This window comes from Brevundimonas sp. (assembly GCF_036732845.1).
In the GTDB taxonomy this organism is placed as follows: Bacteria; Pseudomonadota; Alphaproteobacteria; order Caulobacterales; family Caulobacteraceae; genus Brevundimonas.
The window spans coordinates 1-12711 of record NZ_DAINBO010000052.1; the positions used below are offsets into that span (position 1 = coordinate 1).

The following is a 12711-nucleotide window of genomic DNA, read 5'->3' on the forward strand; positions in this document are numbered from 1 at the left end:
TCGGCGCGCTTGGTGACGAAGTTGTAGATGCCGCCCTTGCCCTCGGCGTCGCCGGGATACCAGTTCTGGACCGTCGAATATTTGATCTCGGCGTCGTCCAGCGCCACCAGTTCGACCACGGCGGCGTGAAGCTGGTTCTCGTCGCGCATCGGCGCGGTGCAGCCCTCCAGATAGGAGACGTAGGCCCCCTTGTCGGCGATGATCAGGGTGCGCTCGAACTGCCCCGTCGAAGAGGCGTTGATGCGGAAATAGGTCGACAGCTCCATCGGACAGCGCACGCCTGGCGGCACATAGACGAACGACCCGTCCGAAAACACCGCGCTGTTCAGCGCCGCGAAATAGTTGTCCGACACCGGCACGACCGTGCCCAGATACTGGCGCACTAGATCAGGATATTCGCGCAAGGCCTCGGAAATCGGCATGAAGATCACGCCGACCTTGGCCAGCTCAGCCTTGAAGGTGGTGACCACGCTGACCGAATCGAACACGGCGTCGACGGCGTAACGCGGCGCCCCCTCGACCCCCGCCAGCACCTCCTGCTCCTTCAGCGGAATGCCCAGCTTGGCATAGACGGCCAGCAGTTCGGGATCGACCTCGTCGAGGCTCTTGGGTCCTTCCTTCGCCTTGGGCGCGGCGTAGTAATACAGGTCCTGATAATCGACCGGCTGGTACTTCACCGAGGCCCAGGTCGGCTCCTCCATCGCCTGCCAGCGCTCGAAGGCGGCCAGGCGCCATTCCAGCATCCACTCCGGCTCGCCCTTCTTTTCGGAGATGAAGCGCACGATGTCGGCGTTCAGCCCCTTGGGTGCGAACTCGGTCTCGATGTCCGAGGTGAAGCCGTGCTCGTACTTCTCAAGCGCGGCGACGGCGTCGATGGTTTCCTTGACGGCGGCCATCAGGCGACCTCGACCGTGCGCTGGTCGGCCCGCGCCTGGCGTTTGTTCCAGGCCGCGATCCAGGCGTCGGCGAACCGCACCCAGTCGGCCTCGGTGGTGCCCCAGCCGCCGCTGATGCGGATGGCGTTGGTCGCCACGGCGTCCAGCCCCATGGCCAGCATGGTCTTGGACGGCTTGGTCTTGCCCGACGAACAGGCGCTGCCCGCCGAAACCATGACGCCCGTCAGGTCCAGAGTGATCAGTTGCTGCGGGCTGTCCCAGCCCGGCGCGGCCATGAACAGGGTGTTGGGCAGACGCGGCGAATTCTCACCCACGATCACGGCGCCCGCCGCCTTGACCCGCGCCTGGGCGGCGTCGCGCCAGGCGGAATGATCCTGCGTCAGGTCGCGCGCGGCGCACTGGGCGGCGACGCCGAAGCCGACAATGCCGGGCGTGTTCTCAGTGCCGGCGCGCAAGCCCCGCTCCTGCCCCGCGCCGTGCAGGATGCGCACCGCCTCGCGGCCCGGCTTCAGCACCAGGGCGCCCACGCCCTGAACCCCGCCCATCTTGTGCCCCGACAGAGTCAGGGTGTCCGCGTCCAGGGTGCGCATATCGACCGGAATCTTGCCCGCCGACTGGATGGCGTCGACGTGCAGCCAGCCGTCCGCCGCCCGCACCAGGGCCGCGGCCTCGGCGATGGGTTGGATGACCCCGCTTTCATTGTTCGCATGATGCACGGCCACCACCGCCCGGCCCGGCCGCTTCAGCGCCTGGGCCAGCCAGTCCAGATCGACCACGCCGTCCGCATCCACCGGCCAGGTCTCGACCGGCGCGCCCGACACGGCGGCGGCCTCGGCCACGCAGGGATGTTCGGTCGCTCCGACGATCAATCGCTCGCATCCGGCCGCCAGGGCGCTGGCGATCCCCTGCGCGTTCGATTCCGTGCCGCCCGAGGAAAAGATCACCGCCGTGGCGTCGGCGCCGACCAGATCGGCGATCCGCGCCCGCGCGGTCTCGACCCCGGCCCGCGCGCGGCGGCCCCAGGCGTGAACCGCGTTAGGGTTGCCGCCGTCGGCCATCGCCTGGGCCACGGCCGCCTGAACCTCGGGCCGGACCAGGGCGGTGGCGTTGTAATCCAGATAGACGCTCACGCCGCCGCTCCTACTTCCGTGTTCGCCGTGATCGACCGTCGCCGCGCGCCGGTGCGGTTCATCACCACATCCTCCAGCGACACCGCCGCCAAGAAGGCCTGAATTTCCTCGCCCAGATCCTCCCACAGGTTGTGGGTGATGCAGCGTTCGCCGGCCATCATGCAGCCCTTGGGCGACGAATGGGCCGCACAGCGCGTGGCCCGGATCGGCTCGTCCACCGCCAGCACGATCTCGGCCACCGTCGTCTCATGGGCGCCGCGCGACAGCCGATAGCCGCCGCCCGGCCCGCGCACGCTGCGCACCAGGCCGCCCTTGCGCAGCCGCGCGAACAACTGCTCCAGATAGCTCAGGGAGATCTCCTGCCGGGTCGCGATCTCGGCCAGGGACACGGCGCGTTCGCGGCCGTTCTTGGCCAGATCGGCCATCGCCATCACGGCGTATCGTCCCTTCGTCGACAGGCGCATCGGAGATCCTCAAAAATTGCGCGCTTTGCCGGGCGCCTGTGCTAAGACGCCCGCCTTCGCAGGCGAACCGGCGCGCGTGGCGGACTTAGAAAGTCCGACCGCCACGGTCAAGTATTACACGGCCGCGAAACGACAGTTGAGACGGGATATCCATGCCTGAAGTCATTCTGCCCGGCGCCTCGGGCCGCATCGAAGGCCGCTATTCGCCGGGCAAGCGCCCGAACGCGCCCATCGCCCTGATCCTGCATCCGCACCCCAAGGCGGGCGGGCATATGAACAATCCGGTGGCGGTGACCCTGCACCAGTTGTTCGTCAAACGCGGCTTCGCCACCCTGCGCTACAACAGCCGCGGCGTCGGCAAGTCCCAGGGCGAGTTCGACAGCGGCATCGGCGAACTGGCCGACGCGGCCACGGCGCTGGACTGGCTGCAAGCCAACAACCCCGCCGCCAGCCAGACCTGGGTCGCCGGCTATCAGTTCGGCGCCTATATCGGCATGCAGTTGCTGATGCGCCGGCCCGAGACGGACGGTTTCATCTCGGTCTCGCCGCCGTCCAACATCTACGACTTCAGCTTCCTGGCCCCCTGCCCGGCCTCGGGTCTGTTCCTGCACGGCACGGCCGACACCATCGTGCCGCCGATCGAGGTCGAGCGCGTGGTCAACAAGCTGCGCACCCAAAAGGGCATCGTCATCGACTACGAACTGGAAGAGGGCGCCACCCACTTCTGGCAGGACCACATCGACGCGGTGGAACGCCGCGTCGGGGCCTATCTGGACAAGCGTCTGGAAGAGAACCCGGCGTAACGTCTCCCTCTCCCACTGGGAGAGGGCTTGAGGCTCCGGGAGCGAAGCGATCGGCAAGCCGAAAGGGTGAGGGTCGGCTGTGTCCCGTTTCGCACGATGCTAACCTCTCGACATGGCCACCCCTCGCACCCGTCGTGCGCGTAACCTCCGCCAGTCCTCAGGTCTCGCCGAGGACCGGGTCTGGTCCCTTCTCCGCGCGGGCCGGATCGACGGCTGCAAATTCCGGCGCCAGCATCCCATCGGTCCTTACTGCGCCGACTTCGCCTGCGACCACTTGAAGCTCGTCATCGAGATCGACGGCGGAGTTCACACGCGCGAAGACGTCGCCCTGAGTGATATTGAACGACAACAGGCGCTAGAAGCCTTGGGTTGGACCATGCTGCGCTTCACCAATGATCAGGCGCTGTCCCAACCCGAGCTGATCACCGACGCCATCCGCCGACATTCAGCCTCGATCGGCTGACAGCCGCCCCTCACCCTTTCGCGCCAGGACGACGGCTGCGCCGCCGTGCGCTCAAGCCCTCTCCCACTGGGAGAGGGATCAGCGCCCCCCTGGCCCCGTGCAGGGTGGATATTTGGCGAAGATCGCCTCGTATTCGGCCAGGGTCCAGTGGAAGCCCATAGCCGCGCGGCGGGCGTCGGCGTTTTCCGGGTCTTCCAAATTGTCGCGGTCAATCACCCATTTGCCCGCCTTGCAGGTCATCTGGGTGCCGTAGCGCTGAGGCCTTCCCTCGTTGAGGGCAAGCCGGTCGTACATCAGCCCGAACTTCTCACCATCCACCTCGCCTGACGCCACGAGGGGTTCGAGGACCGGCACGAAACGCCGCCAGTGTTCGAGACCAGAGTGTTGCACGATCAGGAAGGCGGCGCCCGCGGCCTCTTCACCGTACACGCTCTTCAGAAACCAGCCTTGCGGCGGAACCATACTGATCAGTTCGTCTATGAGCCGGTCATCCTCGGCGCCCACCGGCGCCCACATCGCGACATCGGCTGCCGCGCGTTCCGCCTGGGGCAAGGTCGAGAGGTCGATGGCGACCGCCGCCCTTCGCCCGACCTGATCGAGACGCCCCATCCGCTCCAGTCGCTCACGGTCGTTTGCGGGCGGCGGGAGCGCGGCTTGCCGGGCTTTTTCAGCTTCGATAGCCTCTCTCACCGGCGAGATCAGTGCGGATGCTTCAGCCGAGATATGAGGTTCCTGATCCTGCTTTGGCGCAGACTCCGAGCATCCGCACAACAACAGAACCGCGACGAGGATCGGCCACATATCAGTACCTCAGGTATTTGCGCCGCGTCTCCGCCCACGCCGCCTCATCCGGCCCGGCGACGGCGTCCAGATCGCCCGCCTGCGCGCTGCGATCATCGACCCATTCCCGCAGCGCCGTCCCGCCGTTGATCGTGTCGATGGGCAGCTTGCCGAAGGCGTATTCGTACGGGAAGTCCCGCCACAGGTCGTAGTCGGGATAGAGGTTGCGGATGGCCTTGAATCCCGCCGCCTGCACCCGCCAGGGCTTGAAGGCGTGGTGGTCATAGACCGGGTCCTCGCAATGGATCTGCACCCCCGAACACAGCTTGCCGACGTGTTTGTGGAAGGTCGGCTCGAACCAGATGTCACGCAGCACGCAACCGTCCAGCCAGCCCAGCGCGATCCGGCGCATCTCGGCGATCACCGTTCGCGCGTCGATGTCGGGCGCGCCGAACAGCTCCAGCGGCCGCGTCGTGCCGCGCCCCTCCGACAGGGTCGCGCCCTCGATCATCACCGTGCCGGCATAGGCCCGCGCCATGCTCAGGTTCGGGGCGTTCGGGCTGGGGTTCACCCAGGCCCGTTGTCCCAGCGGCCAGCCGTATCCGGGCGCCGCCTCGGGATCATAGCCCTCCATCTCGATGACGCGATATTGGACGTCGATCTTGAAGTGGTCGATGAACCAGCGGCCCATTTCGCCCAGGGTCAGGCCGTGGCGCATCGGCATGGGTCCGGCGCCGACGAAACTCTCCCAGCCGGGTTTCAGCGTCGTGCCTTCGACCGACCGCCCGGCGGGATTGGGCCGGTCCAGCACCCAGACCTCTTTCCCATGCTCGGCCGCCGCCTCCAGCACGTACAGCAGGGTCGTCACGAAGGTGTAGATGCGGCAGCCCAGGTCCTGCAGGTCGATCAGGATGACGTCGAAGGTGCTCATCCACTGGCCGCGCGGCCGACGCACCTCGCCGTACAGGCTGAACACCGGAACCCCGTGCACCGGATCGATGTAGTCGGGGCTTTCCATCATATTGTCCTGCAGGTCGCCCTTCATGCCGTGCTGCGGCCCGAAGGCGGCGCTCAGCATGATCTCGGGACAGGCGGCCAGGGCGTCCATCGAATGGATCAGGTCGGCCGTCACCGACGCCGGATGGCCCAACAGGGCGACCCGCCTGCCCTTCAGCGGCGCCCGCAGCGCGGGATCGGACAACAGGCGGTCGATGCCGAATTTCATGGTCGCTCCGGGGGCAGGTCCAGCACGAAGGAGCCGGGATGATGAAAGTCCGGCTTATCCGACGGATGCGCCAGCGCCCAATAGGAAATCCGTCCGTCGGCCGCCTCGATTACGGCCGACAGGCCCAGCGCCCGCGCGCCCGGCGGCAAGTCGATCACGGTTTCCAGGCCGACATGGTCCGCGCCCGCGTCCAGCAACGGCGCATCCGCGACCTCGGCCGCCTGAGCCATGCCCTCGCGATAACCGTCGAACCGATAGCTCGCCCATTGCCCCGACGGCGATAGGTTGAACTCGCGGTATCCGTCCGCCGTCCGCACGAAGATCTCGAAACAGGTGTGCTTCCACAGGTCGTCGGCGCGCCCCTGGGCCGGGGCGGGCCATTCCACCCCCTCGACATCGCCATCGACGACATAGCGCAGCGACAACCGACCGCCGCGCCGCTCCATCTGGACGGTGATGTCGATGTCGGGTCCCGGCGTCGTCGGATGAGGTTTCAGCGTCACGCGCATCCGCCTTCGATGACCGCCCGCTTGACGCCGGTCAACGCCCGACACTATCCAGACGCCCATGATCGCCCAGAGCGCCCTCGCCGCCCGCCTCTATTACCGCCCGTCGTACTGACGCGCGGCCGCGATCCCCTGCGCCGCACCTTAAGCCGGCGCACTCCCCTGAAGACGCCCGCCGGCTTCCCTGCTAACGGAGCCGACCATGACCGACACCGCCTTCAAGTCCGAATTCCTGCGCACGCTCCAGGCGCGCGGCTACATCCATCAGATCACCCATCCGGCTGAGTTGGATGCGGCGGCGAACGCGGGCGTGATCGCCGCCTACATCGGCTTCGACGCCACCGCGCCCAGCCTGCACGTCGGCAGCCTGATCCAGATCATGATGCTGCGCCGCCTCCAGCAGGCGGGGCACAAGCCCATCGTCCTGATGGGCGGCGGCACCACCAAGGTCGGCGACCCGACCGGCAAGGACGCCTCGCGGCCGCAACTGACCGACGCCCTGATCCAGGCCAACATCGCCTCGATCAAGACCGTGTTCGCCAAATTCCTGACCTTCGGCGACGGCCCGACCGACGCGGTCATGGTCGACAACGACGACTGGCTGTCGCGTTTCGGCTACGTCGAATTCCTGCGTGAGTTCGGGACCCAGTTCACGGTCAACCGAATGCTGGCCTTCGATTCGGTCAAGCTGAGGCTGGAACGCGAACAGCCGATGACCTTCCTGGAATTCAACTACATGCTGATGCAGTCGGTGGATTTCCTGGAGCTGAACCGGCGCCTGAACGTGACCATGCAGATGGGCGGATCGGACCAGTGGGGCAACATCGTCTCGGGCGTCGATCTGGTGCGCCGCAATGAAGGCCGCACCGCCTTCGGCCTGACCACGCCGCTGTTGACCACCGCCTCGGGCGGCAAGATGGGCAAGACCGCCCAGGGCGCGATCTGGCTGAACGCCGACCAGTTGAGCGCCTACGACTACTGGCAGTTCTGGCGCAATGTCGACGATGCCGACGTGGGCCGCTTCCTGCGCCTGTTCACCGACCTGCCGCTGGACGAGATCGCCCGGCTGGAGGCGCTGGAAGGCGCCGGGATCAACGACGCCAAGAAGGCCCTGGCCGACGCCGCCACGACCCTGCTGCACGGCGCGGACGAGGCGGTGAAGGCGCGCGCCGCGTCCGAGGCCGCCTTTGAACAGGGCAGGCTCTCGGCCGATCTGCCGACCGTCGAACTACCGCGTGACGAGGTCATCGGCGCCATGATCGCCGCCGTGACGACCAAGACCGGCCTGACCGCCTCCAACGGCGAGGCGCGCCGTTTGGCCCAGGGCGGCGGCCTGCGTTTGAACGACACGGCCGTGACCGACGGCGCGCAACTGATCGCCGAGGCCGATCTCAACGCCGACGGCGTGCTGAAACTGGCGGCCGGCAAGAAGAAGATCGTTCTGGTGAGGCCGGTCTAACCCAAACTCCGTCACCCTCGGGCTTGACCCGAGGGCCAGACGGTCAACCGCTCGGTTCATGAGCATGAACGCTGAGCGCGCTGCATCCTCAGATCCTCGGGTCAAGCCCGAGGATGACGAAAGGAAAAGCCCATGTCCGTGATCGAAGGCCAAAAGGCCCCGCCCCTGTCCCTGCCGACCGACGGCAGCGGACATCTCGACCTGACCGGCCCGGCCGTCGTCTATTTCTATCCCAAGGACGACACCCCCGGCTGCACCAACGAGGGCAAGGACTTCTCGGCCCTGATCGGCGACTTCAACGCCCTGGGCGTCGCGGTCGTCGGCGTTTCGCGCGACGGCGTGAAGAAGCACGACCGGTTCAAGGCCAAACACGACCTGAAGGTCATCCTGGCCGCCGACGAGGACGGCGTGGTCACCGAAGCCTGGGGCGTCTGGGTCGAGAAACAGCTCTATGGCCGCAAATACATGGGCATAGAACGCGCCACCTTCCTGATCGACGGGTCCGGCGTGGTGCGTCGCGTCTGGCGCAATGTGCGCGTTTCGGGCCATGCGGCCGAGGTTCTGGCCGCCGCACGCGGTCTCTGACCCGCCACTACAGATCAACGATAGATTCGTGCGTTCTCCTGGCAGGCGAATATATCGCCCATCTAGATTCGCAGCGTTCCCCGACGCACGAAATCAGGGTTAACAATGGGTGAACGCTATTGCGAAAACGTCACGCCTCCCGGATAAAGCTGTGTCGAGGGGGCGTAGCGTATGGTTCAGGACCATCAGGGAGAGAGGCGTTCAGTATTTGAACGCTGGTTCCCCGAACGCCATCTCTATCTTCGGGCCAACGGCGAAACGCGCGGCTATGTGCTGACACGCGGCCGACAGATGGCCGGCGCCGCCGTCGGCGCCCTGCTGGCCGGGTGGACCCTGGTCGCCTCGGGCGGCTTCCTGTTCGACCTGGCCACCGACAGCGCCGCCGACAAGGCCGTTCAGCGCACGCGCGCGGAATCGGCCCGCCGCACCGCCGATCTTCAGGCCCGGCTGGACAGCGCCGTGGTGCGCATGACCAGCACCACCGGGTCGCTGGACGACATGGCCTCCATGGTCGAGCGCCGCCATGCGGCCCTGACCCAGGTCATGACCATGTTCCACGGCGTCCAGGGCGCCGAACAGGCCCTGCGTCCCGCCCAGCCCAAGATCGGTCCCGACGGCAATCCCGTTCGCCGCATCCTGGGGGTGCGCATGGATCAGGAACGGCTGATCGCCCGCGCCGAGGGCTTCGCCCAGACCCGCGCCGAACGCCTGCGCCTGGCCTTTCGTCTGGCCGGACTGAACCCCGCCGCCTATGCGCCCCAGGGCGCGGCCCTGGGCGGTCCCCTGGTCGAGGCGCGCGATCCCAAGGCCCTGGCCGCCATCCTGGATGTGGACGAGGCCTTCGCCATCCGCATCGGACACGCCGCCGAGAGCCTGACCGAGATGCGCGGCCTGGCCGACGCCGCCGAGGGCCTGCCCTTCAGCCGCCCGACCCAGGCCCGCACCACCTCGGGCTTCGGTGTGCGTTTCGATCCGTTCAACGGCCGCCCCGCCGTCCATCAGGGCCAGGACTTCTCGGCGCCGCTGAACAGCCCCATCGGCGCCACCGCGCCCGGAATCGTCTCTTTCGTCGGCGTGCGTTCAGGGTATGGAAAGACTGTCGAGATAGACCATGGCCGCGGTTTCAAGACGCGCTACGCCCATCTCAACGCCACGGCGGTGACGCTGGGCCAGCGCGTGGCGCTGGGCCAACGCATCGGCGCCATGGGCACGACCGGCCGCTCCACCGGCGTCCACCTGCACTATGAGGTGTGGGTCGACGGCCGCCCGCAAAATCCAGCCCGCTTCATGAAAGCCGGAGACCAACTTGTTCAACAAGACTAAATCCCCCGCCCCGGCCCGCGCCGCCGAACCGATCCCGCCGCTGCCCGATCTGCCGTCGCCCGGACGCCCCGCGTCCGCCGGCGCGCCCGCCGCACCGGCCCCCGTGGCCGCGGGCCGCGGCCTGTCGACCCTGTCGGCCGACCTGCAATTCACCGGCAACATCACCGGCTCGGGCGATCTGCAGATCGACAGCCAGGTCAAGGGCGACGTCCGCGTGGGCCGCCTGATCGTCGGTGAGACCGGCGCCGTGGAAGGCAATGTCCAGGCCGATTATGTCGAGGTTCGCGGCCGCATCGTCGGCGGCGTCACGGGCAAGCAGGTCAAGCTGATCTCGACCGCCTATGTCGACGGCGACATCACCGCCGAACAGCTTTCGATCGACATCGGCGCCTATTTCCAGGGCCGCGTGCTGCAAGGCGCCCGCCAGCCGGCCCCCGCCGCGCCCAAACCGGCCCCCGCGCCCCAGCCCGCGCCGCAAGCGGCCGCTCCGGCGGGCGGCGACGGACCCTCGGCCTAAACAACTGAACGCATCTCCCTCCCCCGAAGTGGGGAGGGACGATCGTGCAGCGATCCGGGTGGGGCTGGTGGCGACAAGCGCCCAAGGGCGGCCAGCATAGCTCCCCACCCGTCTTCGCCTTCGGCTCAGCCACCCTCCCCACTTCGGGGGAGGGAGATTTGATCCCCTAGTCCACCGTTTCGCCGCGCTTGTCGCCGACGCGGGCCGCCAGGGCCGCGCCCATGAAGGCGTCCAGGTCGCCGTCCAGCACGCCTTGCGTGTCCGAGGTCTCCACCTCGGTGCGCAGGTCCTTCACCATCTGATACGGCTGCAGGACATAGGATCGGATCTGGTGGCCCCAGCCGATGTCGGTCTTGGCGTCGGCCAGGGCCTGGGCCGCCGCCTCGCGCTTTTGCAGCTCCAGTTCGTACAGGCGCGCGCGCAGCATCTTCCAGGCCTGGTCGCGGTTCTGATGCTGCGAACGGCCGGCCTGGCAGGCCACCACGGTGTTGGTCGGAATGTGCGTCAGGCGCACGGCCGAATCCGTCTTGTTGACGTGCTGGCCGCCCGAGCCCGAGGCGCGATAGGTGTCGGTGCGCACATCGGCCGGATTGATGTCGATCTCGATCGTGTCGTCCACCACCGGCGAGACCCCGACCGAGGCGAACGAGGTGTGCCGCTTGGCCGCCGCGTCATAGGGGCTGATGCGCACCAGCCGGTGCACGCCCGATTCCGACTTCAGCCAGCCATAGGCGTTCGGCCCGGTCACCAGGATGGTCGCCGACTTGATGCCGGCCTGGTCGCCGTCTTCCGACGCCTCCAGCTCGACCTCGTAGCCATGCGCCTTGGCCCAGCGCGAATACATGCGCAGCAGCATTCCGGCCCAGTCGCAGCTCTCGGTGCCGCCGGCGCCGGAGTTGACCTCCAGATAGGCATCGTTGCCGTCGGCCTCACCCGACAGCAGGGCTTCCAGCTCGGCGCGGGCGGCGCGTTCCTTGATGGCCTTCAGGCCGGCGCGCGCCTCTTCCAGCGTCGCCTCGTCGCCCTCTTCGTCGGCCATGTCGGCCAGCATGACCCCGTCTTCCAGACCCCGCTCCATCTCCTTGACGGCGGTGATCTGGGCCTCCAAGCGCGAGCGGTCGCGACTGACGGCCTGGGCCTGGTCGGGATTGTCCCACAGGGTCGGGTCCTCGACCCGGGCGTTCAGCTCATCCAGCTTTCTGACGGCGACATCCCAGTCAAAGACGCCTCCTGAGCAGAGCGACGCTCTGCTCGATGTCGGCCTTCATGGCCTCGACATCCGGTCTCATCGCAAACTCCGCGAATAGTGTGAGGGGCCGAGATAGAGGGCGGGAACGCGAAGGGGAAGGGCTTGGTAGGGCTTAGGGCTTAGGAATTAGGGCTTAGGGGGGCGCTTCATCGCCTAAGCCCTAAGCCCTACCCCCTAAGCTCTCTCAATACAGTCCGCTCAAGTCCTCGGCCGGCTCCTTCTTGGGCGGAGCCTGCGGCGGAGCGGCGACCGGCGGCGGGGTTCCGGCGGCGGCCGCGGCAGCGGCGGCCCGCGCCTCGGCCTCGCGGCGCAGCACGTCGTTATAGTTCTGCGGACCCTCGCGGACCTCTTCGCGCGGCGTTTCCACGACACGACGCTCGGTGCCCGGACGGAAGGCCTCCTCGATGCCGTTCACGGTGCGGAAGACGGCATTGCGCGGGCGCACGAACGGGCGCGCGGGCCGTTCCTTCAGCGCGGCGGTCATGAAGTCCATGAACACCGGCACCGGCGTCGCCGCGCCGGTTTCGCCCGAACCCAGCGATCGGTTGTCGTCGAAGCCGATGAAGACCCCGACGACGATGTCGGTGGTGAAGCCCACAAACCAGGCCGAGCGGTATTCGTTGGTCGTGCCGGTCTTGCCGCCGACCCAGCGGCCCAGGCCGCGCGCGGCGGCGGCGGTGCCGCGCTGGATCACGCCTTCCAGCATGGAGCTGATCTGATAGGCGGTGATCGGGTCGATCACCTGGGTCCCGCGTTCGGGCAGGCGCGGCGATTCCTGGCCCGAGAAGCCGCGTCCGCAGTCGCGGCACGGCCGCCGGTCGGCGCGATAGATGGTTTCGCCGTTCCGGTCCTGGACCATTTCGATCAGATACGGCTCGATGCGCCGCCCGCCGTTGACGAAGGCCGAATAGGCGGCCGTCAGGTCATAGGGGGTGGTCTCGCCCGCCCCCAGCGACACCGACAGGTTCGGCTCCAGCCGATCCGACACCCCCATGCGGCGCGCCAGATCCACGACCTTGCGCATCCCAACTTCCTGGGCCAGGCGCACGGTCATGACGTTGCGCGACAGCTCCAGCCCCCGACGCAGGCTCTGCGGGCCATAGTATTCGCGGCTGTAGTTCTCGGGCGTCCAGCGACCGCCGTTGGCGCCGCCGGCGAAACTGATCGGGGCGTCCAGGATGATCGAGGCCGGGGTGAAGTCGCCCTCCAGCGCCGCCGCATAGACGAAGGGCTTGAAGGCCGAACCCGGCTGGCGTCGCGCCTGGGTCGCGCGGTTGAAGCTGGACAGGGCGTAGGAATAGCCGCCGACCA

The 12711-nt window shown here is 67.6% G+C and carries 14 protein-coding genes; 6 read left to right on the forward strand and 8 right to left on the reverse strand.

The annotated features are described in order from the left end of the window. From sufB to V7D63_RS12175, 3 genes are all read right to left on the reverse strand, one after another. The coding region (gene sufB, locus V7D63_RS12165; RefSeq protein WP_333592547.1) for a Fe-S cluster assembly protein SufB at positions 1-896 on the reverse strand (896 nt) is incomplete at its 3' end. Then, on the reverse strand, positions 896-2026 hold the full coding sequence (locus tag V7D63_RS12170) for a cysteine desulfurase family protein (protein ID WP_333592548.1): 1131 nt from the start codon (positions 2024-2026) through the stop codon (positions 896-898). The genes sufB and V7D63_RS12170, both read right to left, overlap by 1 nt. Continuing rightward, positions 2023-2490: an Rrf2 family transcriptional regulator gene (locus V7D63_RS12175; protein WP_333592549.1), complete on the reverse strand. Its 468-nt coding sequence runs from the start codon at positions 2488-2490 to the stop codon at positions 2023-2025. Before V7D63_RS12175 ends, V7D63_RS12170 begins: the two co-directional genes overlap by 4 nt. Positions 2491-2642: 152 nt before the next feature. Between V7D63_RS12175 and V7D63_RS12180 the strand changes: the two genes are divergently transcribed. Continuing rightward, a complete protein-coding gene (locus tag V7D63_RS12180) occupies positions 2643-3293 on the forward strand; it encodes an alpha/beta hydrolase (RefSeq protein ID WP_333592550.1) in 651 nt (216 codons plus the stop codon). Positions 3294-3405: 112 nt separating this feature from the next. Further along, complete coding sequence (locus tag V7D63_RS12185) at positions 3406-3756, forward strand: endonuclease domain-containing protein (RefSeq protein WP_333592551.1); 351 nt, start codon at positions 3406-3408, stop codon at positions 3754-3756. 78 nt (positions 3757-3834) lie between these two features. On the opposite strand, the gene V7D63_RS12190 is transcribed toward V7D63_RS12185, so the two are convergent. Genes V7D63_RS12190 through V7D63_RS12200 form a run of 3 tightly spaced genes read right to left on the reverse strand, consistent with a single transcriptional unit; the run spans position 3835 to position 6270 of the window. Then, positions 3835-4557: a DUF6624 domain-containing protein gene (locus V7D63_RS12190; RefSeq protein WP_333592552.1), complete on the reverse strand. Its 723-nt coding sequence runs from the start codon at positions 4555-4557 to the stop codon at positions 3835-3837. Position 4558: 1 nt separating this feature from the next. Beyond that, on the reverse strand, positions 4559-5761 hold the full coding sequence (locus V7D63_RS12195) for an exo-beta-N-acetylmuramidase NamZ family protein (protein ID WP_333592553.1): 1203 nt from the start codon (positions 5759-5761) through the stop codon (positions 4559-4561). Beyond that, positions 5758-6270 (reverse strand): DOMON-like domain-containing protein, encoded by a 513-nt coding sequence (locus tag V7D63_RS12200; RefSeq protein ID WP_333592554.1) that lies wholly within the window; start codon positions 6268-6270, stop codon positions 5758-5760. Before V7D63_RS12200 ends, V7D63_RS12195 begins: the two co-directional genes overlap by 4 nt. 199 nt (positions 6271-6469) lie before the next feature. Here V7D63_RS12200 and tyrS point away from each other — a divergent pair, with 199 nt between their 5' ends. From tyrS to V7D63_RS12220, 4 genes are all read left to right on the forward strand, one after another. Beyond that, entirely contained in the window at positions 6470-7726 is a 1257-nt protein-coding gene (tyrS, locus tag V7D63_RS12205; protein WP_333592555.1) for a tyrosine--tRNA ligase, read from the forward strand. Between the two features lie 132 nt (positions 7727-7858). Next, positions 7859-8311, forward strand: a complete 453-nt coding sequence (locus V7D63_RS12210; protein ID WP_333592556.1) for a peroxiredoxin — start codon at positions 7859-7861, stop codon at positions 8309-8311. Between the two features lie 171 nt (positions 8312-8482). Beyond that, on the forward strand, positions 8483-9634 hold the full coding sequence (locus tag V7D63_RS12215) for a M23 family metallopeptidase (RefSeq protein ID WP_333592557.1): 1152 nt from the start codon (positions 8483-8485) through the stop codon (positions 9632-9634). Next, entirely contained in the window at positions 9618-10151 is a 534-nt protein-coding gene (locus V7D63_RS12220) for a bactofilin family protein (protein WP_333592558.1), read from the forward strand. The genes V7D63_RS12215 and V7D63_RS12220 overlap by 17 nt, the downstream gene beginning before the upstream one ends. Positions 10152-10317: 166 nt before the next feature. Here V7D63_RS12220 and prfB read toward each other — a convergent pair. After that, positions 10318-11440 (reverse strand): peptide chain release factor 2 gene (prfB, locus tag V7D63_RS12225; RefSeq protein WP_333592559.1). Its coding sequence is split into 2 segments (ribosomal slippage): positions 10318-11370 and positions 11372-11440, totalling 1122 coding nucleotides; the frame shifts between segments, so codons are not numbered across the junction. Between the two features lie 144 nt (positions 11441-11584). Next, positions 11585-12711, reverse strand: a 1127-nt coding sequence (locus tag V7D63_RS12230; RefSeq protein ID WP_333592560.1) for a penicillin-binding transpeptidase domain-containing protein, incomplete at its 5' end; no start/stop codon positions are given.

What these genes read in the sequence shown, in the direction of transcription:
- V7D63_RS12200 (WP_333592554.1), bottom strand. Translation starts at nt 6,270, where the DNA reads ATGCGCGTGACGCTGAAACCTCATCCGACGACGCCGGGACCCGACATC.
- V7D63_RS12210 (WP_333592556.1), top strand. Translation starts at nt 7,859, where the DNA reads ATGTCCGTGATCGAAGGCCAAAAGGCCCCGCCCCTGTCCCTGCCGACC.
- tyrS (WP_333592555.1), top strand. Translation starts at nt 6,470, where the DNA reads ATGACCGACACCGCCTTCAAGTCCGAATTCCTGCGCACGCTCCAGGCG.
- V7D63_RS12175 (WP_333592549.1), bottom strand. Translation starts at nt 2,490, where the DNA reads ATGCGCCTGTCGACGAAGGGACGATACGCCGTGATGGCGATGGCCGAT.
- V7D63_RS12195 (WP_333592553.1), bottom strand. Translation starts at nt 5,761, where the DNA reads ATGAAATTCGGCATCGACCGCCTGTTGTCCGATCCCGCGCTGCGGGCG.
- V7D63_RS12180 (WP_333592550.1), top strand. Translation starts at nt 2,643, where the DNA reads ATGCCTGAAGTCATTCTGCCCGGCGCCTCGGGCCGCATCGAAGGCCGC.
- V7D63_RS12190 (WP_333592552.1), bottom strand. Translation starts at nt 4,557, where the DNA reads ATGTGGCCGATCCTCGTCGCGGTTCTGTTGTTGTGCGGATGCTCGGAG.
- V7D63_RS12215 (WP_333592557.1), top strand. Translation starts at nt 8,483, where the DNA reads ATGGTTCAGGACCATCAGGGAGAGAGGCGTTCAGTATTTGAACGCTGG.
- V7D63_RS12185 (WP_333592551.1), top strand. Translation starts at nt 3,406, where the DNA reads ATGGCCACCCCTCGCACCCGTCGTGCGCGTAACCTCCGCCAGTCCTCA.